Source organism: Novosphingobium lentum NBRC 107847, from assembly GCF_001590965.1.
Lineage (GTDB): Bacteria > Pseudomonadota > Alphaproteobacteria > Sphingomonadales > Sphingomonadaceae > Novosphingobium > Novosphingobium lentum.
In genome coordinates this window covers 80771-102500 of sequence record NZ_BCTW01000008.1, presented here as the reverse complement: position 1 = coordinate 102500, position 21730 = coordinate 80771, and the positions used below count along the sequence as shown (strand labels likewise).

The following is a 21730-nucleotide window of genomic DNA, read 5'->3' as shown; positions in this document are numbered from 1 at the left end:
CCGCGATTACTAGCGATTCCGCCTTCATGCTCTCGAGTTGCAGAGAACAATCCGAACTGAGACGGCTTTTGGAGATTAGCTCACCCTTGCGAGTTTGCTGCCCACTGTCACCGCCATTGTAGCACGTGTGTAGCCCAGCGTGTAAGGGCCATGAGGACTTGACGTCATCCCCACCTTCCTCCGGCTTATCACCGGCGGTTTCCTTAGAGTGCCCAACTAAATGATGGCAACTAAGGACGAGGGTTGCGCTCGTTGCGGGACTTAACCCAACATCTCACGACACGAGCTGACGACAGCCATGCAGCACCTGTCACCGCGTCCCCGAAGGGAACCCCAGATCTCTCTGGATAGCGCGGGATGTCAAACGCTGGTAAGGTTCTGCGCGTTGCTTCGAATTAAACCACATGCTCCACCGCTTGTGCAGGCCCCCGTCAATTCCTTTGAGTTTTAATCTTGCGACCGTACTCCCCAGGCGGATAACTTAATGCGTTAGCTGCGCCACCCAGGCACCAAGTGCCCGGACAGCTAGTTATCATCGTTTACGGCGTGGACTACCAGGGTATCTAATCCTGTTTGCTCCCCACGCTTTCGTACCTCAGCGTCAATACTTGTCCAGTCAGTCGCCTTCGCCACTGGTGTTCTTCCGAATATCTACGAATTTCACCTCTACACTCGGAATTCCACTGACCTCTCCAAGATTCTAGTTACCTAGTTTCAAAGGCAGTTCCGGGGTTGAGCCCCGGGCTTTCACCTCTGACTTGAATAACCGCCTACGTACGCTTTACGCCCAGTAATTCCGAACAACGCTAGCTCCCTCCGTATTACCGCGGCTGCTGGCACGGAGTTAGCCGGAGCTTATTCTCCAGGTACTGTCATTATCATCCCTGGTAAAAGAGCTTTACGACCCTAAGGCCTTCATCACTCACGCGGCATTGCTGGATCAGGCTTTCGCCCATTGTCCAATATTCCCCACTGCTGCCTCCCGTAGGAGTCTGGGCCGTGTCTCAGTCCCAGTGTGGCTGATCATCCTCTCAGACCAGCTAAGGATCGTCGCCTTGGTGAGCCTTTACCTCACCAACTAGCTAATCCTACGCGGGCTCATCCCTCGGCGATAAATCTTTGGACTTTCGTCATCATCCGGTATTAGCAGTCATTTCTAACTGTTATTCCGAACCGAGGGGCAGATTCCCACGCGTTACGCACCCGTGCGCCACTAAGCCCGAAGGCTTCGTTCGACTTGCATGTGTTAGGCATGCCGCCAGCGTTCGTTCTGAGCCAGGATCAAACTCTCAAGTTTGTGTCCCATTCAGACCAGCACGGACCGAAGTCCGCTAACTGACTTAAATGAATTCAGGGGTCAATTACCCTGCACTTGTCAAAACGTATGGTTACGTTAGGACATGTAAAGCCATTATCCGAATGAGCTAAGCCTTTTGGGCAAAACTCCGCCGGTGACTATCGGGTAACGACTATTTTAAACTACCACCCCGAGCCCTGAAGCCCCGGGAGCAGACGCCGTCGCCCACATGTCCCTTCATCTAAACCAACAATGTCAAAGAGCCGACCAACAGAAGAGGCGGACAACCGATGCTCCCGTATTTTCATACCGGGGACATGGTGTCCGTCTATGTTGGCGACCGTAGCGGTTGGAGCCGGTTGAGCCGGCCGCTCCGCTGCGGTGGACTGGCCTATATGGGCGACTTTTGAGTCGGTCAACGGCAATCTGAATTTTAAATGTCATGTTGTCATAACATGTTGATTATACGGTTTAATTTTTGACCTTCCGAAACCCCGCTCTGGTTTGAGTATCGAACGACGCCCCGAATCATGGGCCTTGATCGCCGAACAAGGTCCGAAATGACCCTGTAAGCCTATGTTTACGGCCTCATCGTATGCCGCACACATGATCGACACGACGATCCCCCACGGGAATCATGCCCCAGGCGTCCCACGCGTTGCCGTGATCGTCCCTGCCTATGGCGTGGCACACCTGCTGGGCGAGGCATTGCACTCTCTCCAGCGCCAGACTTTTGCCGACTGGGAATGCCTGGTGATCGACGACGGTGCGCCCGATGACGTGGCAGGCGCCGTGGCGCCCTTTCTCGAGGATGCGCGCATCCGGTTCCTGTCCACGGCCAACAACGGCGTGTCGGGGGCCCGCAACATCGCAATCCGGGCAGCGCGCGCGCCGTTGATTGCGCTGCTCGACGGCGACGACCTGTTCCGTCCCGAATACCTCGCGACAATGGTCGGCCTGCTGGAACAGGACGCCGACATCCGGCTGGCCACGTGCAACGCGCGTATCTTCGGCGCGGTGGCCAAGGAGCGGAACTGCTTCGACGGCAAGCAGGGCACCGGCGATGGCGCGCACGGTTCGCTGGCTGATGTGCTCGATCGCAGTTTCGGCGTCTATATAGGGACCACGTTCCGCCGCGCCGATTTCGAGGCGATCGGCGGGTTCGACGAAACGATGGCGCAGTCGGAAGATTTCGACTTGTGGGTGCGCCTGCTGCTGCGCGGCGGGTATGCGTATTATGTCGACGCGGTGATGGGCGAATATCGCGTGCGCCCCGGCTCTGCCTCTTCCAACGCCGAACGCATGCTGATGGGCAACATCCGCGTCTATGAAAAGGCGCGCGCGGCGCTCGACCCCACACGGCCCGAAACCGATCTGCTCGACCGCCTGCTGCACGAGAGCCGCGAGGCGCTGGCGTTCGAGCATGCCATCGACCGCGTGATCGACGGCGACACCGTACGCGGGATCGCCGATCTGCGCGCGGTCAGCGGCCAAGTGACCGGACCGGTGTGGACGTTCGCATTCGCGACCTGGCAGGTGTTCCCCGCGTTGGCCCGCCCGATGCTGCGCTGGCGGCGGCGCGCGCACAGCCGCGGCGCCCGCCAGGTGGTGATGTTCGCCGCATCGGCCGAGGCGCAGCTATGACCACGATGTCGGTGCGCACCGCCGCCGCCTGGGCGCTGGTTTCGCAATACACCTCGTTCACCATCCAGTTCGCGACCAGCGTGGTGCTGGCGCGGTGGTTCATCAACCCGTCCGAGCTGGGACTGTTCTCGATCTCGTTCGCGGCGGTGTCGCTGGTCGCGTTCCTGCAGGACTTCGGCGTCACCCGCTATATCAACGGCGAGCGTGAGCTGACGCCCGACAAGCTGCACACCGCTTTCACCGTCTCTGTGGCGTTCGCGTGGGGCATCGCCGTGCTGGCGCTGCTGGCGGCGGGCCCGATCGCAGCGTTCTATGGCGATCCGCAACTGCTGCCGATCACCCGCGTGATCGCCGCGTCCTATCTGCTGGTGCCGTTGGCGATCGTGCCGCAGGCGACCTGCCAGCGCCGGATGGACTACAAGTCCAACACCATGATCGAGGTCGGCGCCTCGATCGCGAATGCCTCCACCGCCGTGACGCTGGCGGTGATGGGGCACGGCGCGCTGGCCCTGGCGTGGGGCGCGTTCGCGCAGCAGGCAGCGCGGCTGGCGGTAAGCCAGTGGCGCGCGGGTGGAATGCTGCCGTGGCCGCTGCGTATCCACGGCGCGCGGCCCGTGCTGCGGCTGGGCGGCACCAATTCGGTGCTGTCGACCTGTTATTCGATTACCGCCCGCGCGCCGGAACTGGTGATCGGCCGTCTGATCGACAAGGCGGCGGTCGGCCTGTTCGCGCGCGCATCCGGCCTCGCGCTGCAATTGCGGCTGCTGCTGGCGGGCGCGGTGACCGGCGTGTTCTATCCGGCGTTCCGCCAAGTGCGCGACAGCGGCGCCCCGCTAGGCCCACCCTATATCCGCGTGGTCGCCGCCTATACCGGCGTGGTCTGGCCGGCGATGGCGGGGATCGCGGTGCTGTCGCAGCCGCTGGTGCAACTGCTGTATGGCGACAAGTGGGTCGCCGCCGCGCCGCTGCTGGGCTGGATCGCGCTGTCACAGCTTTGCTATGTGTCGCTGCCGCTCAACGCCGACCTGCCGCTGCTGCTCGACCGGATGACCGGGCTGATCCGGCGCAATGTGATCGAGACGATCGCTTCGGTCCTGCTCATCGCAATCGCCGCGCCGTTCGGACTGCTGTGGGTGGCGGTCTCGCGGTTCGTCCATGGCCTGATCTGGATCGCGATCTACGCGCCGTTCATGCGCGAGATGCTGGGCTTCAGCTGGTCCGACCTGCTGCGCGTGCAGGCCAAGAGCCTGGCCGCGACCGCCGCCGCCGTCGCGCCGCTGCTGGCGAGCTATGTGTTGTGGCACGGCCCGGCGCAGGCAGGGCTGGCGCAAGTGGCGGGCGGGACGCTGGCGGGCATGGTGCTGTGGCTCGTCGCGATCTGGTCGCTGCGCCATCCGCTGTTTGCCGAACTGCTGGGCATGCTGGGCGAACTGCGCGAAACGCTGGCGCGTCCCAAGGTGCGCGCGCTTCCCAGATAGGCGACGTTTCCGCACGACAGACGACATGGCGCTGCCCCCAAAACAGGCGTAGTATCGGCATCGGGAGATGTCGCCATGCCGATACCGCTGTTGCCGCTGGCCTTGCTGTCGGGTGGCTTGCTGCCCCTGATCGGCGCGTATCCGATCGCTGCGTGGCAGGGCGCGAGCCAGCCGGCCGCCGATATCGAGGTGGTCAACGGCACGCACGATCGCAACCAACGGCTGACGGTGCCGGTGAGCATCGGCCAGAAAGGCCCTTACGACTTCATCATCGATACCGGCGCGGAGCGGACCGTGCTGTCGCGCACGCTGGCCACCAACCTGGGTCTTGCCGCGACGAGCCGGGGCGTGTTGATGGGTGTGGCCGGTTCGCTGCCGGTGGACCTGGTCGATGTCGAGGAGATCAACCTGGGGCGCCGCAGCTATTACGGGCTGATCGCGCCGCTGCTCGATGCGCAGTTCATCGGCGCAGACGGGATCATCGGGCTGGACAGCCTGCAGGACCAGCGCGTGCTGATCGATTTCGACCACAACCGCATGGCAATCGGCGATGCCAAGTCGCTGGGCGGCAACGGCGGCTTCGAAATCGTGGTGCGTGCCCGGCGCAAATCGGGCCAGCTTATCATGACCGATGCGCTGGTCGATGGCATCCGCACCGACATCGTGATCGATACCGGCGCCGAAACGACCATCGCCAACCGTGCGCTGCAGGTCGCGCTGTCGAAACGGCGCAAGACCGAACAGACCCAGCTGATGTCGGTCACCGGCCAGTCGATCACCGCCGACATCGGCTATGCCCGGCGGATCGATTTCGGCGGCATCACGCTGGCCAACACCGAACTGGCGTTTGCCGATGCGCCGCCGTTCGAAAGCCTGCAGCTGAGCGCGCGCCCCGCCATCCTGCTTGGCATGACCCAGCTGCGCCTGTTCCACCGCGTGGCGATCGACTTTGCCACGCGCAAGGTGCTGTTCGACCTGCCCGACGGGATCATGCCGATGCCGGGCGCAATCAGCGTCAGCCCGGGGCGCTGATCCCCCGCGCAGGCGAGGGCCTCGGGAGAATTTCGGATCGAGCTTCGACGCCTGAGATCCCCGCCTTCGCGGGGACGCCGGATTGCCCGCCTTTTTAATTGGCGGGGAGCGGGCGCAGTCCCTATCTCCGGCTGCGATGCCACCCGATACAGCCACCGATCCCAACGCGCGCCACGACGGCTGGCGCACGCTCCGCCGCTTCCTGCCCTATCTGTGGCCGCGCGATAATCCGGCACTTCGCTGGCGGATCGTCGTCGCCTTGATGCTGGTGCTGGCAGGCAAGGCGGTCACGCTGGCCCTGCCTTATGCCTACAAGCGCGCGATCGACGCGATGACGATCCCGGCGACGGGGTCGGCCGCGCAGACGACGATCGGCCCCATTGCCGCCAGCCCCGCTGCCAACAACGCGGCGCTGGGCGTCGCGCTGATGTTCGTGCTGGCCTATGCGCTGGGCCGCTTCACCGGCGTGGCGTTCGACAACTTCCGCAACATCGTGTTCGAACGCGTCGGCCAAGACGCCACCCGCGCGCTGGCCGAAGGCGTGTTCGCGCGGCTGCACCGCCTCAGCTTGCGCTTCCACCTCGCCCGCCGCACCGGCGAGGTGACCAAGGTTATCGAGCGCGGAACCAAGAGCATCGACACGATGCTCTATTTCCTGCTGTTCAATATAGCGCCCACGGTGATCGAGCTGACCGCGGTGACGATCATCTTCTACACCCATTTCGGGTGGGGGCTGGTCGGCGCGACGATGGCGGCGGTGATCGCCTATGTCGTGGCCACGCGCATCATCACCGAATGGCGCTCGCACTTGCGTGAGAAGATGAACCGGCTGGATGGGCAGGCGCTGTCGCGCGCGGTCGACTCGCTGCTCAATTACGAGACGGTGAAGTACTTCGGCGCCGAGGAACGCGAGCAGAAACGCTATGCCATGGCCACCGGCGCTTATGCCGAAGCCGCGGTCAAAAGCGAGAACAGCCTCGGCCTGCTCAACATCGTGCAGGCGCTGATCGTCAACCTGCTGATGGGCGGGGCGATGGCCTATACGGTGTGGGGCTGGTCGCAGGGCAAGCTGACCGTGGGCGATCTGGTGTTCGTGAACACCTACCTCACCCAGCTGTTCCGCCCGCTCGACATGCTGGGCATGGTCTATCGCACGATCCGCCAGGGGCTGATCGACATGGCGGCGATGTTCGCGCTGATGGACCAGTCGGTCGAAGTATCGGACAAGCCGGGCGCCCCGGCGCTGATTATCGGCCGCCCGGGCATCGTGTTCGAGGACGTGTGGTTCGGCTATGACGAGGACCGCACCATCCTGCACGGCCTGTCGTTCGAAGTGGCCGCCGGCACCCGCGTGGCGCTGGTCGGGCCGTCGGGCGCAGGCAAATCGACCATCGCGCGGCTGCTGTTCCGGTTCTACGATCCGTGGCGCGGGCGCATCCTGATCGACGGGCAGGACATTGCCGGGGTGACGCAGGCTTCCTTGCGCGCCGCGATCGGCATCGTCCCGCAGGACAGCGTGCTGTTCAACGACACCATCGGCTACAACATCGCCTACGGCCGCAACGGCGCGACGATGCTCGACGTGGAGGCCGCATCGCGCGGTGCCGCGATCAGCGAATTCATCAACCGCCTGCCGCATGGCTTCGATACCGAAGTGGGCGAGCGCGGGTTGAAGCTTTCGGGCGGCGAGAAGCAGCGCGTCGCGATTGCCCGCACGCTGGTGAAGAACCCGCCGATCCTGCTGTTCGACGAAGCGACGAGCGCGCTCGACAGCCGCACCGAACAGGAGATCCTGGGCACGATGCGCAACGTGGCGCAGGACCGCACCACGCTGTCGATCGCGCACCGGTTGTCGACCATCGTCGATTCGGATCGCATCCTCGTGCTCGATCAGGGCGTGCTGGCCGAGGCCGGATCGCATCTCGAACTGCTCAAGCGCGACGGGCTCTATGCCGAGATGTGGGCGCGCCAGGCCGCCGAGAGCAACGAGCCAGAGGAAGTGGCGGAGTAACGTCGTCCCGGACGTGATCGGGGACCGCTGGCGATCCCACGCAAGAAATTCAACGTCGTCCCGGGCTCGACCCGGGACCGGTGGCCCACCGACGAACCGCCGCTTCTCATCCCCAGCGGTCCCGGATCAAGTCCGGGACGACGCGGATTTCAAGACATCCATTCCCCCCAACAAAAAAAGGGCGGCCCCGAAGGACCGCCCCAAATCTTTGCCTCAAAAGGCGCCGTCGCGCTCGCGCAGCGCGACGATCGTCTTAGAAGCTGGCCGTGACCGAACCGACACCGACCGTCTTTGACATGCGGTGGAAGGAATCGATGCACACGGCGCTGCCGCCGCAGCCGAAGCCGTTGTTGATGTCGGTCTTGGAGACGTTGGTTCCGACGATCGACATGTCGAAGGTCAGCGCCTTGTACTTGTAGCTGACGCCGGCCGAGTAATCGAGATAGGGCTTACCCCAGTCGAACCCGCCGCCGGTGTGGCCGAGGTGGGTGTGGATCGAGATCGGCGTGTTGGGGATGCTGCCGCCCAGTTCGCCGTAGACATAGGCGTTGTGGTGCGTCGGCGAGGTGAAGTTGAAATTGAACACGCGCTGGCTGGGGGCATAGTACACGCCGACCTTGGCCGTGGCCGGACCGAACGCCTTGGCGAGCGAGCCGTAGAGTTCGTAGTAGTTGCCGTTCGGCGCGCCGGGATAGATGTAGCCGTAACCGCCGCCGTCGATGGTCACGCCGCTACCCGAAAAGGTGTGGGTGTAGCCGCCGTAGACATCGATTTCGGTGCCACCGATGTTGATCGGGCTGGCGCCGGCCGAGGCGCTGGAACCCCAGGTGGAAATGTAGAAGCCCGACTTGTGCGCGACGGTGATGGCACCCTGCACGACAGGCTTGTTGTCCGACTGGGCGAGACCACGGAAACGATACTGAGAAACGATCGCGGCCGAACCGGTGATCGTGATATCGGATGCCGGGGCATCATCGGCCAGAGCGGCTTCGCTGGCAAAGCTCAAAGCAACAGCAGCGGCTGCGCAAACGATCCTGAAATTCATAAGGGGTACCCTTTACCTTGTTAAGATGGGGTCCCTTCCTGCACCCTCCGCGTCCTGCCTCATGCCGGGCCGGATCGCTTCGAGTGATTTCGCCTACCAGCGCATGGTGCACTGCACAACAATTTTACAGTTCGGGGGCAGATTTGCGCAATTTCTGTTGCGAATTGGCCACGGTCGGCTTGCCAGTCCATATCGTGCGCGCCACGCTGGCCTGCGATGGCCACGACCCCCTCCCCTCCTCCGCTGTTCGGGCATCCGCGCGGGCTGTGGGTGCTGGCCGCCACCGAGCTGTGGGATCGCATATCTTTCAAGGGCATGCAGGCCATGCTCGTGCTCTACATGGCGGGCGATCTGCTCCAGCCGGACCGGATCGGGCGCGTGGCGGGCTTCGGCGCGTACCGCCGCGCGATCGAGGCGCTGACCGGCCCGCTCTCGACCGAGGCGCTGGCGACGCAGACGTTCGGGCTGTACATCGCGCTGGTCACGCTCACCCCGCTGGCCGGCGGCCTGATCGGCGATCGCTGGACCGGGCGGCGCAAGGCGGTGACGGCGGGTGCGCTGCTGATGACCGCCGGGCATTTCGCGCTGGCGTTCGATGCAGCATTCCTCCCCGCCCTGCTGCTGCTGATCCTCGGCGTCGGGCTGTTTCGCGGCAATCTCTCGGCGCAGGTCAAGGCGTTGTATGCCGATGGTGACCGGCGACAGGCCGATGCGTTCCAGATCTACCTGATCGCGGTCAACCTTGGCGGGTTCGTCGCGCCCTTGCTGACCGGCGCGCTGGCCAAGGCGCATGGCTGGCACGCCGGATTCGCGGCGGCCGGGATCGGCATGCTGGTGGGACTGGCGATCTATCTGGCGGGCAGCCGCAACCTGCCGGAAGACCGCCCCCGCGACCGCACGGCCCGGATCAGGACACCGCTCAACCCTGCCGAGCGGCGTCGGCTGGCCGGGCTGTTCGCGTTGTGGCCGCTGCTGGTGTGCTTCTGGATCGCGCAGTCGCAAGTGTGGAACGTCTACAACTTGTGGGCGCGTGACCATGTGGCGATGGTCGTGGGCGACTTCGACGTGCCGGTGCCGTGGCTCGCGTCGCTCGACAGCCTCGCCCCGGTCGTGTTCGCGCCGCTGGTGATCGCGCTGTGGCGGGCGCAGGCGCGGCGCGGGATCGAGCCGGCACCCGTGACCAAGCTGGCCATCGGCTGCCTGCTGTTCGCGGGCGCCGTCGCGCTGCTGATGCTGGGATCGCTGCACGCGGGCACCGCGCGCATGGCCCTCGCCTGGCCGATCGCGTTCCATTTCGCCTCGAACTTGGGCTGGCTGTACTTCGTGCCGGTCGAAACCTCGGTGTTCGCCGCCGCCGCGCCCGACCGGTTGCGCGGCACGATGCTGGGCGTGGCCTCGCTCGCGGTTTCGGCCGGCAGCATCATCAGCGGACGGATGGGCAGCCTTTACGAAGCGGTCGATCCGGCGCGGTTCTGGGCGATCAACGCCGGGATCGTGGCGATGGCCGGGATCGTCCTGCTGCTGGCGCGCAAGCCGGTGGGGCGGTTGCTGGGCGGCTAGAGAATATACTTCGACAGATCGCTGTCGCGCGCGAGGTTGCCCAGCTTGTCGGCGACATAGGCTTCGTCGATCGTCACGGTGGTGTCGGCGCGATCCTCGGCCTCGAAGCTGACTTCCTCGAGCAGCTTTTCCATCACCGTCTGCAACCGCCGCGCGCCGATGTTCTCGACGCTTTCGTTCACTTGCGCGGCGATGCGGGCAATCGCCGCGATCGCGCCGGGGGTGAAATCCAGCGTCACTTTCTCGGTGCCGAGCAGCGCGCGGTACTGTTCGACCAGGTTGGCGCGCGTTTCGCTGAGGATGCGGACAAAATCCGCCTCGGTCAGCGCCTTCAGCTCCACCCGGATCGGCAGGCGGCCCTGCAGTTCGGGCAGCATGTCACTGGGCTTGGCGATGTGGAACGCGCCGCTGGCGATGAACAGCACATGGTCGGTCTTCATCGGCCCGTATTTGGTGGCCACGGTGGTGCCCTCGATCAGCGGCAGCAGATCTCGCTGCACGCCTTCGCGGCTGACCGATCCACCGCGCACGTCTGAAACCGCGATCTTGTCGATCTCATCCAGGAACACGATGCCGTTGGTTTCCGCGTTCTGCAGCGCGACGCGGGCGACATCGTCCTGGTCCATGCGCTTTTCCGATTCCTCGTCGACCAGCTTGTCCCAGGCATCGGCGACGCGCAGCTTGCGGCGCTTCAGGTTCTGCTTGCCGAACGCCTTGCCCATCATCTCGGACAAGTTGATCATGCCCACGCCGCCGCCCATGCCGGGAATCTCCATCGGCGCGGCGGGCGAATCCTCCAGCTCGATCTCGACCTCGACATCATTCATCGCGCCTTCGGTTACCCGCTGGCGAAAACTTTCGCGCGTCGCCTCGGACGCGCTTTCACCGACCAGCGCCTTCAGCAGCCGGTCCATCGCCGCTTTCGATGCGGCTTCGCGCACCGCGTCGCGGCGGCGATCCTTTTCCAGCCGGATCGCTTCTTCGGCGAGGTCGCGCGCGATCTGTTCGACATCGCGGCCGACATAGCCGACTTCGGTGAACTTGGTCGCCTCGACCTTGACGAACGGCGCCTCGGCCAGCTTGGCCAGCCGACGGCTGATCTCGGTCTTGCCGCAGCCCGTCGGCCCGATCATCAGGATGTTCTTGGGCGTGACCTCGTCGCGCAGTTCGGGGCTGAGCCGCTGCCGCCGCCAGCGGTTGCGCAACGCGACGGCAACCGCGCGCTTGGCATCGGCCTGCCCGACTATGTGCTCGTCCAGCGCGGCGACGATCGCCTTGGGGGTAAGATTGTCTTTCATTTCGGTCCTCAAACTCTCTCCCCGACCGGGGAGAGATACGGAGACTTGGCTGCGTAGCGGGCTAGTCGAAGTTGAGAGGGGCGGTGTGCCACATCCCCCTCTCCCAACCCTCTCCCCTGAAGGAGTGAGGGCTTATACCGTCTCGACCGTCACCCGGTCGTTGGTGAACACGCAGACTTCCGCCGCCACCGCCATCGCGCGGCGGGCGATCTTTTCGGGATCGGTTTCGTAGTCCAGCAGCGCCTTGGCGGCGGACAGCGCATAATTGCCGCCCGATCCGATCGCGCACACCGCGCCTTGCGGCCCGCCTTCGGGTTCCAGCACATCGCCATTGCCGGTCAGGATCAGCAGGACGTCGGCATCGGCCACGATCATCAGCGCTTCGAGGTTGCGCAAATATTTGTCAGTGCGCCAGTCCTTGGCGAGTTCGACCGCGGCGCGCATCAGCTGGCCGCGATGCTGTTCCAGCTTGCGCTCCAGCCGTTCGAACAGGGTAAAGGCGTCGGCGGTGGCACCGGCAAACCCGGCGATCACTTTGCCCGCTTCACCCAGCCGGCGCACCTTGCGCGCGTTGGGCTTCATCACGGTGTTGCCCATCGACACCTGACCATCGCCGGCGATGACGGTCCTGCCGTCCTTCTTCACGCCGATGATGGTGGTGCCGTGCCACTGGATCAGCCCGTGGCCAGCTCTGTTATCGTCCATGAACCGCGATATGGGTTGCCCGAACCGGCGTTCAAGCAGCGCGGATGCCGATCAGCTGCCGTTCGGTCCGCGACCCGGCCCGGTCGTGCCGCCCTGGGTGCCGCCAGAGCCAGGCAGCGCGCCAACCGCGCCGATGTTGCCGAACAGGTCTTCGAAGAAGCTGCGATCGCGGCCCAGCGTCGGCGTCTTGTGGCCATCGGGATTGAGCCGCACGACCTTGTCCATGCCGCCACGCGTCACGCTGGACACATTGCCCGACTGGTCGAAATTCACCTTGAGCAGGAATTCGGCATCCGTGCGCGGACGGGTGAACGGCGCCTGCTTGGAATTGAGCGAGACATAATACCACGTCGGCGTGCCGAACTGGCTGGCAAACGTGGGCCGGCCCAGCGAACGTTCCACCGACAGGCGGTTGTCGACGCCCGGCTGAACCGAATCCACCAGCGCCGAATCGACGGTGTAGCCGCGATGATCGCGGATGCTGGCGCAACCGCCGGCGAGCACCACCAGCGCCAAGGCGCATCCGCTGCGCAGCATCTGCCGACTATCCCGCATTCATTCGCTCCGATCGATACCCAAGGGGCAGATTGCCTTACGCCCCACGCACCTTATATCGGCGGACCCTTAGGGCCCAATACCGAAGTCCGCAATGGGCGGGCAGGCGCCGCCAGGGCCGTGCCTATTGCCCGCGCGGATTTAATCGCGGCTGAACGAAGCGTCAGGAACGACGCCCGATTGCGAGGCCCGCACAGGGCGCCGATGATGGAAAGCTGGGTCATTCGATGAAACGGAGCTGCCTGTGTCACTGATAACCCGCCTGTTCGGCCCGCGCGCTGCCGTCACCGACGTGCGGCCGCTGTGGCACCGCACGATCGAGATCGCGCGCGAAAAGCCGTGGTACAAGGCCGCCGGCATCGCCGACACCGTGCCCGGCCGGTTCGACGCGATCACGCTGGTGCTCAGCCTGGTGCTGTTGCGGATGGAGCGCGAGCCGACGCTGATCGAGCCGTCGGTGCGGCTGACCGAGATTTTCGTCGAGGATATGGACGGCCAGCTGCGCGAAAGCGGCGTCGGCGATCTGGCGGTGGGCAAGCACATGGGCAAGCTGATGGGCGTGCTCGGCGGAAGGCTGGGCGCCTATCGCACCGCACTGGCCAGCGACGGCCCGGCACTGGCGGACGCGGTGGCGCGCAATGTCACGCTGGGGCCTGATGGTGACGCGGATCGCATTGCCGCAGAGATGCGCTTGCTGGCAGCGCAGCTGGCCGACCTGCCGACAAGCGACCTGCTGGCCGGGAACATAACGCGATGACCAGCACCCCGCCGCCTGAATATTCGCTGGTGGTCGATGCCCGGCACATTCCCGAACGGCCGGTCCACCTCGAGCCGGACGAGGCGCAGCGCCGGCGGCTGGCGGCACGGTTCGGCCTTTCCGCCATCGTGCGGATGGTCGCCGACCTGCAGCTCGACCGGGATGGCACCGCGCTGCTGGCCACGGGTCGCCTCATCGCCGACGTGGTCCAGCCTTGCGCGATTTCGGGCGAGGATTTCGCGGTTTCGATCGACCAGCCGGTGACGTTGCGGTTCGTGCCAGCCACGACCCGGCATCGTCCAGGCGAGGAGATCGAACTCGATGCGAATGACTGCGACGAAATCGAGTATGATGGCTCCACCGTCGATCTGGGCGAGGAACTGGCGCAGACGTTGGCGATGGCGATCGATCCGTTCGCCGAAGGACCGCAGGCCGATGCCTTTCGCAAGGCGCACGGACTGGGCACCGTTGCCACATCGGGACCGTTTGCCGCACTGGCCGCGTTGAAGCGCGATACCGCCACCGATTCCTGATACGGGATAGTTGAAGCCGCCCGAGCGTTGGCAGCGCAATGGCACAGCGAACGAGGCACTTCGTGGCACGATCCGACGACAGACCCCGCGGCGACCTGACCAGCGGACCGATCACGAAGACGCTGCTCGCGTTTGCGGCACCGACGCTGCTGTCCAACATGCTGCAGTCGCTGAACGGATCGGTCAATTCGATCTGGGTCGGCCGGATGCTGGGCGAAAGCGCGCTGGCGGCGACCGCCAATTCCAACGTGGTGATGTTCCTGGTGTTCGCCTCGGTGTTCGGTTTCGGCATGGCCGCGACGGTCAAGGTCGGACAGCATTTCGGCGCGCGTGACATCGATGCGGCGCGGCGCACGTTCGGCACCGCCATCGGCTTTTGCGGCGTACTGGCGATCATCGTGGCGATAGGTGGCTGGCTGCTGGCGCCCGCACTGCTGCGCGCGCTGGCGACGCCGGGCGATTCGTTCGCGCTGGCGCTGGCGTATCTGCGCGTGATCTTCGTGGCGATGCCCGCCTCGATGCTGTCGGTCATGCTGGCGATGGGCCTGCGCGGATCGGGCGATGCCGCCACGCCGCTGCGCTTCATGATCCTGACCGTGGCGCTCGACATCGTGTTCAACCCGCTGCTGATCCGGGGGATCGGGCCGTTTCCGAAGCTGGGGATTGCCGGCTCCGCGTTATCGACCGCAGTGGCCAGCATCCTCGGGTTGGTCGGCATGGTCGCGTGGGTCTATGCCAAAGATCTGCCGCTGCGCTTGCGCGGAGCGGAACTGGCCTACCTCATCCCCCGCCGCGATGAACTGCGCTACATCGTCACCAAAGGCCTGCCGATGGGCGCGCAGATGCTGGTCATCTCGGCTGCCGGGATCGTGATGGTCGGGCTGGTCAACCGCGAGGGCCTGCTGTCCAGCGCCGCTTACGGAGCCTCGCTGCAGCTGTGGACGTACCTGCAGATGCCGGCGATGGCGATCGGCGCGGCGGTGAGCGCCATGGCCGCGCAGGCGATTGGCGCGCGGCTGCCCCACCGGCTCGGCCGGATCACGCGTGCCGGGGTGATCGCCAACATCGCGATGACCGGCGCGCTGACCGCGCTGCTGATGCTGTTCGACCGCTCGGCGCTGGTGTTGTTCCTGGGGCCGGACAGCCCGGCGGTGCCGCTGGCCCGGCACATCCAGCTGCTGGCGAGTTGGAGCTTCATCCTGTTCGGCGTGACCATCGTATTGTTCGGCACGATGCGCGCGGGCGGCGTCGTGTGGGCGCCGCTGATCGTGCTGGGTATCTCGATGTACCCGGTGCGGCTGGGATTTTACGTGCTGGCCTATCCGGTGCTGGGCAGCGACGCGCTGTGGTATGCGTTCCCGGTAGGGTCGGTCGCGGCGCTGGCACTGGCCATCGTCGCCTATCGCCGCCCGGGCTGGCGCATGGCCGCCCATGCCGTGGCGTCGGAGGAATGCGCCGAAGGCACGCATGTCGACGGCGAACTGTCGGGCCGGATGCAGCCCGCGCTTTGATAGGTGATCGAGGCTTACGCGGCGCCCTGTCTAAGCCTCGCTGAAACAGACCCTAACGCGTCTGGGCGCGCCAGCGCTGGACGGTGCGCAGCACTTCCTGCTCCTCGCCGCCCGACTGGCTCCACAGTTCGGTGAACGAGGGGTCGGCGGACGCCGGGCGCTTGTGCGGTTCCAGATCGTCGAATGCCACGCGGATCGGGATCGACACGCCCTCGCCGCAGATGATGCATTCGCGGTTGCGCAGCGCCGGGATCGAATCGAGGAACCCGCGCGCGCCTTCGGGCATCGCCGCCTTGACGAAGGCCTGGTCGCGATCGTTGTTCAATCGCATCGAGATGATCGTGCCGCACTGCGACAGCACGCCTTCGGCCAGATCGGACGGGCGCTGCGTGATCAGCCCGAGCGACACGCCGTACTTGCGGCCTTCCTTGGCGATGCGCGACAGGATGCGGCCGACCGACGACCCGTCCGAATTCTTCTCGTTGGGCACGTAACGGTGCGCTTCCTCGCACACCAGCAGCAGCGGCCGCGTCTGGTCGTCGCGCGACCAGATCGCATAGTCGAACACCAGCCGGCTCAGCACCGCAACCACGGTCGAGGTGATTTCCGACGGTACGCCCGACACATCGATGATCGTGATCGGCTTGCCGTTGGCAGGCAGGCGGAACACCTTGCTGATGAAATCCACCATCGTGTCACCAACCAGCATGCCCGAGAACATGAACTGGTAGCGCGGATCGGACTTCAGCTCGTCGATCTTCGAACGGATGCGCATGAAGGGCACGGACGTGCTGGCCTTGTCGAGCTTGCCCATCTCGTTGGCCAGGATCGTCGTGAGGTCGGACAAGAGATAGGGGATCGGCGAATCGACCGTGATCTTTCCGATTTGCTCTGCCAGCCGGCTGCGCGATCGTGCCTGCAACAGGCAGCGGGCCAGGATTTCGCAATCCATCTGGCGTTCGTGCCCGGTGGTGGTGACGAACACCTCGCAGTGTTCCTCGAAGTTCATCAGCCAGTACGGCATCTGCAGGTTGCCGGCGTCGAGCAGTTGCCCGGTATGCTTGAACGCCTGCATGTATTCGCCGTGCGGATCGATCATCACGATATGGCCCTCGGGGGCCAGTTCGCAGATGCGGTGCAGGATCAGCGCGGCGGCGGTCGACTTGCCGGTGCCGGTCGAACCCAGCAGCGCGAAGTGCTTGCCCAGCAGCGCATCGACGTAAAGCCCGGCGCGAATGTCGCGCGTGGGAAACACCGTGCCGATCTTGATGCTGGCGCGGCCGTCGCTGGAATAGATCTGGCGCAAGTCCGCGCTGGTGGCCGGATAGACCGTGGCGCCGGGAATCGGATAACGCGTGACGCCGCGACGGAAGCTGTAGATCTTGCCGGTCAGTCGCTCCTCGTCGCCCTCGCCCAGAAAGTCGATCGCGGCGATGATCCCGCCCTCGATGCGCGAATCCTGGCGCTGCGTGCGCACGCTGGCGAGCAGCCAGCTGTTGCCGACACGGATCTTGACCTGGCTGCCCACTTGCCCGGCCAGCGCGACCGACGGATCGCCATCGCGCATGCATTCCTCGAGCCGCTTGAGATCGAGCGCGATCTGGCTGCTGGAGCCGGCGATGTCGAGGATGAAGCCGATCGGCCGCCGATCGTTGTCCATCGGCATCGGCGCGCCAAAGGCAGGCACTTCGGCGTCGCTGGCCGGTTTGGCCCCGCCAAAACCCTGCATGCTCATTTCCGACATCACGCGCGAACCCCCGTTACCGTTTGACGGCATAGAGGTGTTGCGTAGGCGCACAGCGTTAAAAAGCCGCTAACGATCTTTTGCTGGCAACCGGAATGATCAACCCGCAGGCCGTTGGATTTGCAGTTTAAACGAGCGCGAACAGGCGGCCAGCCAGCCAGCCCATAGCCACCGACATGACCACCGCGAACAGTCCGTAGAGCAACGACCGCGTCTGCGCCGCCAGCGCCACGAAACGCTCGAACCCCTGCTTGGTCACATCCACCCGCGTCATCGCCGATGCCACCACCTTGCCGTCGTGGATGGCAAAGGTTTCAGCGGTATAGCGGCCGGTCTGGACGCTGGAGGGCAGTTCGAAACGGGCCTGGTACAGCACTTGCCCGCTGATCGTTACCGCCCCGTCGTTCTGCTGATACATGCCCTGCCGGTGCATGAGGTCGACCAGCCCGGACGAAAACCGGGTCTGCGCCTTGGGATCGATCACCCCGATCGGCGAAAGTTGCAGCCACTTCAGGCCCAGTTCGTAGATCGCGGCGGTCTTGTCATCGACCATCTTGTCGATGGGTCGGGACGATGCGATCGCGAAGAACGATGGTGCCGAGCGGAATTCGGTGCTGTCGGCATTGATCCACATGCCCGCGACTTTCTTCTTTTCGCGCAGCACGATCGATTTGAGCGGTCCTTCGAGCACCACCACGATGTCGTAATCCTGTGCCGCGCGGGCACCCTCCGGCGTCAGGATCGCGCCGAACAGCAGCAAGTCCGCGCCGGTGAACCCCTGCCGCACCTCGATCTGGTGCTGCGAGATTTCGGGCACCAAGATCGGATCGCGCGCGCCGGTCAGCAGCATGAGCGCAAGCCCGCCCAGCAGGCCCTCAAGCATCCAGCGCAGCACGCCGCCCGTGGCAAAGGCGCTCACAGGGGAACCACCGTGTAGATTTCGTCGGGCCGATACCCCAGCCCCAGCGCCATCCGCATCGCCACCAGCAGCACCACCACCGCAAGGATCAGGCGCAACTGTTCGGGCTTCACCTTCTGCGCGAATTTCGCTCCCACTTGCGCGCCCGAGACAGAGCCGATCAGCAGCAGGACCGCCAGCACGATGTCCACCGCCTTGGTGGTCAGCGCGTGCATCATCGTGGTGGCCATCGTCACGAACAGAATCTGGAACAGCGAGGTTCCGACCACCACGTTGACCCCCATGCCGAGGATATACAGCATCGCCGGCACGAGGATGAAGCCGCCGCCGATGCCCATCAGCATGGTCAGCACGCCGGTGAAGATGCCCAGCAGGAGTGGCGCCAGCGGTGAAATGTACAGGCCCGAACGATAGAACCGCCAGCGCAGTGGCAGGCTGGCGACGAGCGGGTGATGGCGCCGCTTGCGCGCGGGCAGCGGCGCGCCCGAACGTTGCGCCTTCAGTGTCGTGATGCTCTCGTGCGCCATCAGCCCGCCGATCCCGCCCAGCAGCAGCACGTAGAGTATATTGATCACGGTATCGATCTGGCCCAGCGACTGCAGCACGCGGAACAGCAGCGCGCCGATGCCCGTGCCGATGATCCCGCCGAACACCAGCACCGCGCCGATGTGGTAATCGATGCCGTTGCGGCGGGCATGGGCAAACGCGCCCGAAACGCTCGCGCCGGTAACCTGGCTCGCGGCGGAGGCGGCCGCGACGGTCGGCGGAACGCCGTAGAAGATCAGCAACGGCGTGGTCAGAAACCCGCCCCCGACCCCGAACATGCCTGACAGCAGCCCGGTCAACGCCCCAAGCCCCACGATGACCAGCCCGTTGACCGACAGGTTCGCTATCGGGAGGTAAACATCCATGCGCAAACGCTAGCGCAGGCGCCGCCGGATGGGAACGGCGATGCGGCGGTTTCGCGGTTAAAAACCTGCGGACAGTGTCAATGCCGGGCCCGAGCCGGGCTCGGCCCGCCCGGCGACGCGAAACCGCCAGTCGACCGCGATCCGCGTGGAAAAGCCCGGCCCTGCGAGGCGCAGCGCAGCCCGTGGTCCCACGTCCAGCCGGGCTGCGTCGCGCTGGCCGCCGGTCCACATGCCGCCGCCTATGCGCAACTGGGCCGACCGGGCGAGGAGCGCCACTTGCCGGTCCGCCGCCAGCTGCGCGTCGAAGAACGGAGTCGCACCCCGTCCGCCGACGTAGCCGCCCTGGGCATAGACCTCGCCTTCGATGCCCAGCGGCAACGGCCGGGGCGGCAACGCGGTGACGAGCGCGACCGCTGGGCGCACCAGCGTGGACGATCCGCTGCGCGTAACCCGCGCCTCCCCCAGCATCACGACCGGAACGCCGGACAGCGGCCGCACCGACAGGCCCAGCGTCGCCTCGCGATCGGTAAAGGCCGCTGCGATCGCGCTCGACACGCGCAGATAGGCCTGTGGTCGCATGGTGCTCCCGGGCGCCAGTGCATAGCGCAAGACGGCGCCGGCCTGGCTGCCGCCATAGCTGGGGCCGATGCTGGGACTGGCCGCCGCCCCAAGCCCGAACGAACCGCCGGCGATCGCCGCATCGCCCGTCTGCGGGCGGATCAGCACCCAGCCATCGCCGGACCATCGCCTGCTCTCCGCCAAATGGCGGTCGGTCGCCGCCTGGGATGTGGCCCAGGCCGCCATTGGCGCATTGCCCGCAGGTATCGGCGCTGCGGCCTGCGGCGCAGCAGCGGTCGATAGCCGGAAGCGCGGCCAGTCCGGTGATCGAAGGCCGGGGCCAGCGACGGCCAGTTCGACCTGAGGGGGTCCGGCCCGTCCCTGCTTTGGATGATCTTTGCACCGTGGCGCGTCGAATGCAGGCAGATCAAGCCGATCGCGGCCTGTCAGCGCGCCCGGCGGGTCCTTCATCATCGGCAAGGGCCGTTGGGGCGTCGCTTCTGCTGCCCGGCGCCCGATGCCGGCCTGTTCGGGCATCCGGTGAACTTCGCCAGCAGCGCGCGATGCGACATCGGCGAAACGCTGGGCCACCATGACGTCAGCAAGCGGCACTTGCCAGATGAGGATGCGCAACGCGACCCATCCGCCCAGTACGGCTGCCAATGCGACCAGTGGTTGCCCCTGCCGTTGCGACAGAGGCGGGGCGATCACGCAGCTGCACTTGCTAGAGAAGGATGCACCCCGTGCGCGGTCTTGTCCCACCGCACGCTGCCGCTGCGGATCGCGGCGAGATAGGCCCAGACCGCGCGCCGACCCGCGATGATCGCGATCGCGTTGCCGATCGGCACGCGCGGCACCGACCGCAGCCCTTCGCGCCAGCCGTACTCGCGCGTGGTGAAGCTGAACCGCATGGCCATCCGCCACAGCAGCGTCGCGAAATTGAACGCCAGCAGCGCGCGCAATCCCGGCGAGAGCAGGCGCGGCTCGTACCAGCCGAGCCACTGGGCCAGCGCGAGCAGCGGCCACAGCACGACCAGCACGTAACCGACCGTCAGAACGATCGCGGTCAACGGTCCGCGCCGGTCGCGCATCCGCATCCACAAGTCGACCGGGCGGCCATGCCAGCCGAGATGGTCCCACCCCTGGAACGCGATGCCGTGCATCCAGCGCGTTTTCTGGCGCACCGACGCGGCCAGGTCGCCGGGGAAGAACTCGCGCGTTCCGACCAATGCGCCCGACGCATCGCGCAACCGCACGAACCGCGACGCTCCGCCGATTTCGCCGATCAGCAGGCCGCATTCGTAATCTTCGGTCAGGCAATCGGCGGCAAACGGCTGATCGCTACCCCGTCGTGCGGCGATCTGCTCGATCGCGGCGCGCGAAAAGGCGCAGCCGACCCCGGCGGCGGGCAAGCCCGCGCCCAGCCAGTCACGCACGACCATCGCCTTGGCGTGCGCCTCGGCAAATTCGTCGGCATAGTGCCCTGCGATCCAGCGCGATCGGGCCTGCGGTTCGGGGCAGACCGGCAACTGCACGAAATCGGCGCCGTCCAGTCCGCGATCCATCACCGCGAGCGCGGCGGGGTGAACCATGTCTTCCGCGTCCTGCAGGATCACGCAGCGGGCGCGGAAGCCCGAGCGGCGTTCATCCTCGCACAGCGCCGCGTACAGCCGGTTGAGGCAGTCGGCCTTGGTCGTGGGCCCGTCGCAATCGTGGATCACGATGCGCAGCCGGCGGTCGCGCGCCACCGCGATCATCGCCTCAAGCGTGGCGGGATCGTTGCGATAACACCCTGCGTAGATGCGCAAGCGGTCCTGCGGCCAGCTGCGCAGGGCATGGTCGAGCATCGCGCCCACCACCGCCGATTCCTGCCATGCCGGAACCAGCACGGCTGCCACGCCGCGCAACGCAGAGGCGGGATCGAGATCGAGCAATTGCGATCCGGCACGGCCCGTCAAGCGCAGCCACAGCCATAGTATATCGATGATCAATTCGTCCAGCGCGCCGATCGCGAACCAAACCGCGGCGAACAACAACAACTCACCCTCGACAACATCGAGCCACTGCAGCGTCAAGACGGACGCCTTCATTTCCAAGTTGAACCTCTGTTCCCGTCATGACCGAACCCGCGCCGGGAAAGGTCAAAAATCCTTGGGTAGTAAAGGCCTGTTG

The 21730-nt window shown here is 65.4% G+C and carries 17 protein-coding genes and 1 rRNA gene (1 of these 18 only partly in view); 8 read left to right on the top strand and 10 right to left on the bottom strand.

What is annotated here, in order from left to right:
* Nucleotides 1–1297, bottom strand: a 16S ribosomal RNA gene (locus NL2_RS08770); it reaches 188 nt to the left of the window's first position.
* Between the two features lie 663 nt (nucleotides 1298–1960).
* Here NL2_RS08770 and NL2_RS08765 point away from each other — a divergent pair.
* The 4 genes from NL2_RS08765 (at nucleotide 1961) to NL2_RS08750 (ending at nucleotide 7462) form a co-directional block, all read left to right on the top strand.
* Nucleotides 1961–2941 carry a glycosyltransferase family 2 protein gene (locus NL2_RS08765; RefSeq protein WP_169799493.1) on the top strand — a complete coding sequence of 327 codons (981 nt, stop codon included), beginning with the start codon at nucleotides 1961–1963 and terminating at the stop codon, nucleotides 2939–2941.
* A complete protein-coding gene (locus NL2_RS08760; RefSeq protein ID WP_068073813.1) occupies nucleotides 2938–4419 on the top strand; it encodes an oligosaccharide flippase family protein in 1482 nt (493 codons plus the stop codon). Before NL2_RS08765 ends, NL2_RS08760 begins: the two co-directional genes overlap by 4 nt.
* Before the next feature lie 75 nt (nucleotides 4420–4494).
* The gene (locus NL2_RS08755) at nucleotides 4495–5451 is read left to right on the top strand and encodes a retroviral-like aspartic protease family protein (protein WP_068073811.1); all 957 of its coding nucleotides are present in this window, start codon (nucleotides 4495–4497) and stop codon (nucleotides 5449–5451) included.
* A gap of 136 nt (nucleotides 5452–5587) precedes the next feature.
* A complete protein-coding gene (locus tag NL2_RS08750) occupies nucleotides 5588–7462 on the top strand; it encodes an ABCB family ABC transporter ATP-binding protein/permease (protein WP_068073809.1) in 1875 nt (624 codons plus the stop codon).
* Between the two features lie 253 nt (nucleotides 7463–7715).
* On the opposite strand, the gene NL2_RS08745 is transcribed toward NL2_RS08750, so the two are convergent.
* Nucleotides 7716–8507, bottom strand: a complete 792-nt coding sequence (locus NL2_RS08745) for a TorF family putative porin (protein WP_068073807.1) — start codon at nucleotides 8505–8507, stop codon at nucleotides 7716–7718.
* A gap of 216 nt (nucleotides 8508–8723) precedes the next feature.
* Between NL2_RS08745 and NL2_RS08740 the strand changes: the two genes are divergently transcribed.
* Nucleotides 8724–10067, top strand: a complete 1344-nt coding sequence (locus NL2_RS08740; RefSeq protein WP_068073806.1) for a peptide MFS transporter — start codon at nucleotides 8724–8726, stop codon at nucleotides 10065–10067.
* Here NL2_RS08740 and hslU read toward each other — a convergent pair.
* The 3 genes from hslU to NL2_RS08725 form a co-directional block, all read right to left on the bottom strand.
* Nucleotides 10064–11365 carry an ATP-dependent protease ATPase subunit HslU gene (gene hslU / locus NL2_RS08735; RefSeq protein WP_068073804.1) on the bottom strand — a complete coding sequence of 434 codons (1302 nt, stop codon included), beginning with the start codon at nucleotides 11363–11365 and terminating at the stop codon, nucleotides 10064–10066. The genes NL2_RS08740 and hslU overlap by 4 nt on opposite strands.
* 132 nt (nucleotides 11366–11497) lie before the next feature.
* On the bottom strand, nucleotides 11498–12070 hold the full coding sequence (gene hslV, locus NL2_RS08730; RefSeq protein ID WP_068073802.1) for an ATP-dependent protease subunit HslV: 573 nt from the start codon (nucleotides 12068–12070) through the stop codon (nucleotides 11498–11500).
* Between the two features lie 51 nt (nucleotides 12071–12121).
* Nucleotides 12122–12607 (bottom strand): outer membrane protein assembly factor BamE, encoded by a 486-nt coding sequence (locus NL2_RS08725; RefSeq protein ID WP_245647625.1) that lies wholly within the window; start codon nucleotides 12605–12607, stop codon nucleotides 12122–12124.
* Nucleotides 12608–12869: 262 nt separating this feature from the next.
* Here NL2_RS08725 and NL2_RS08720 point away from each other — a divergent pair, with 262 nt between their 5' ends.
* From NL2_RS08720 to NL2_RS08710, 3 genes are read left to right on the top strand one after another with little or no spacing between them, the layout of a single operon-like run.
* Nucleotides 12870–13382 carry a ubiquinol-cytochrome C chaperone family protein gene (locus tag NL2_RS08720; protein WP_068073799.1) on the top strand — a complete coding sequence of 171 codons (513 nt, stop codon included), beginning with the start codon at nucleotides 12870–12872 and terminating at the stop codon, nucleotides 13380–13382.
* Nucleotides 13379–13915, top strand: a complete 537-nt coding sequence (locus NL2_RS08715) for a YceD family protein (protein WP_068073797.1) — start codon at nucleotides 13379–13381, stop codon at nucleotides 13913–13915. Before NL2_RS08720 ends, NL2_RS08715 begins: the two co-directional genes overlap by 4 nt.
* Before the next feature lie 38 nt (nucleotides 13916–13953).
* Nucleotides 13954–15426 (top strand): MATE family efflux transporter, encoded by a 1473-nt coding sequence (locus NL2_RS08710; protein WP_068073795.1) that lies wholly within the window; start codon nucleotides 13954–13956, stop codon nucleotides 15424–15426.
* A gap of 52 nt (nucleotides 15427–15478) precedes the next feature.
* Here the strand turns inward: NL2_RS08710 and NL2_RS08705 are convergent, their stop codons facing one another.
* The 5 genes from NL2_RS08705 to NL2_RS08685 all read right to left on the bottom strand — a co-directional run bounded on the left by NL2_RS08705 (nucleotide 15479) and on the right by NL2_RS08685 (nucleotide 21648).
* A complete protein-coding gene (locus NL2_RS08705) occupies nucleotides 15479–17092 on the bottom strand; it encodes an ATP-binding protein (protein ID WP_245647632.1) in 1614 nt (537 codons plus the stop codon).
* 205 nt (nucleotides 17093–17297) lie between these two features.
* A complete protein-coding gene (locus tag NL2_RS08700; RefSeq protein ID WP_068073999.1) occupies nucleotides 17298–18053 on the bottom strand; it encodes a TIGR02186 family protein in 756 nt (251 codons plus the stop codon).
* A gap of 32 nt (nucleotides 18054–18085) precedes the next feature.
* Entirely contained in the window at nucleotides 18086–19000 is a 915-nt protein-coding gene (locus tag NL2_RS08695) for a sulfite exporter TauE/SafE family protein (RefSeq protein ID WP_068073789.1), read from the bottom strand.
* Between the two features lie 57 nt (nucleotides 19001–19057).
* Nucleotides 19058–20269: a hypothetical protein gene (locus NL2_RS08690; RefSeq protein ID WP_157083102.1), complete on the bottom strand. Its 1212-nt coding sequence runs from the start codon at nucleotides 20267–20269 to the stop codon at nucleotides 19058–19060.
* On the bottom strand, nucleotides 20266–21648 hold the full coding sequence (locus NL2_RS08685; RefSeq protein ID WP_068073785.1) for a glycosyl transferase family protein: 1383 nt from the start codon (nucleotides 21646–21648) through the stop codon (nucleotides 20266–20268). The genes NL2_RS08690 and NL2_RS08685 overlap by 4 nt, the downstream gene beginning before the upstream one ends.
* Between the last annotated feature and the right edge of the window lie 82 nt (nucleotides 21649–21730).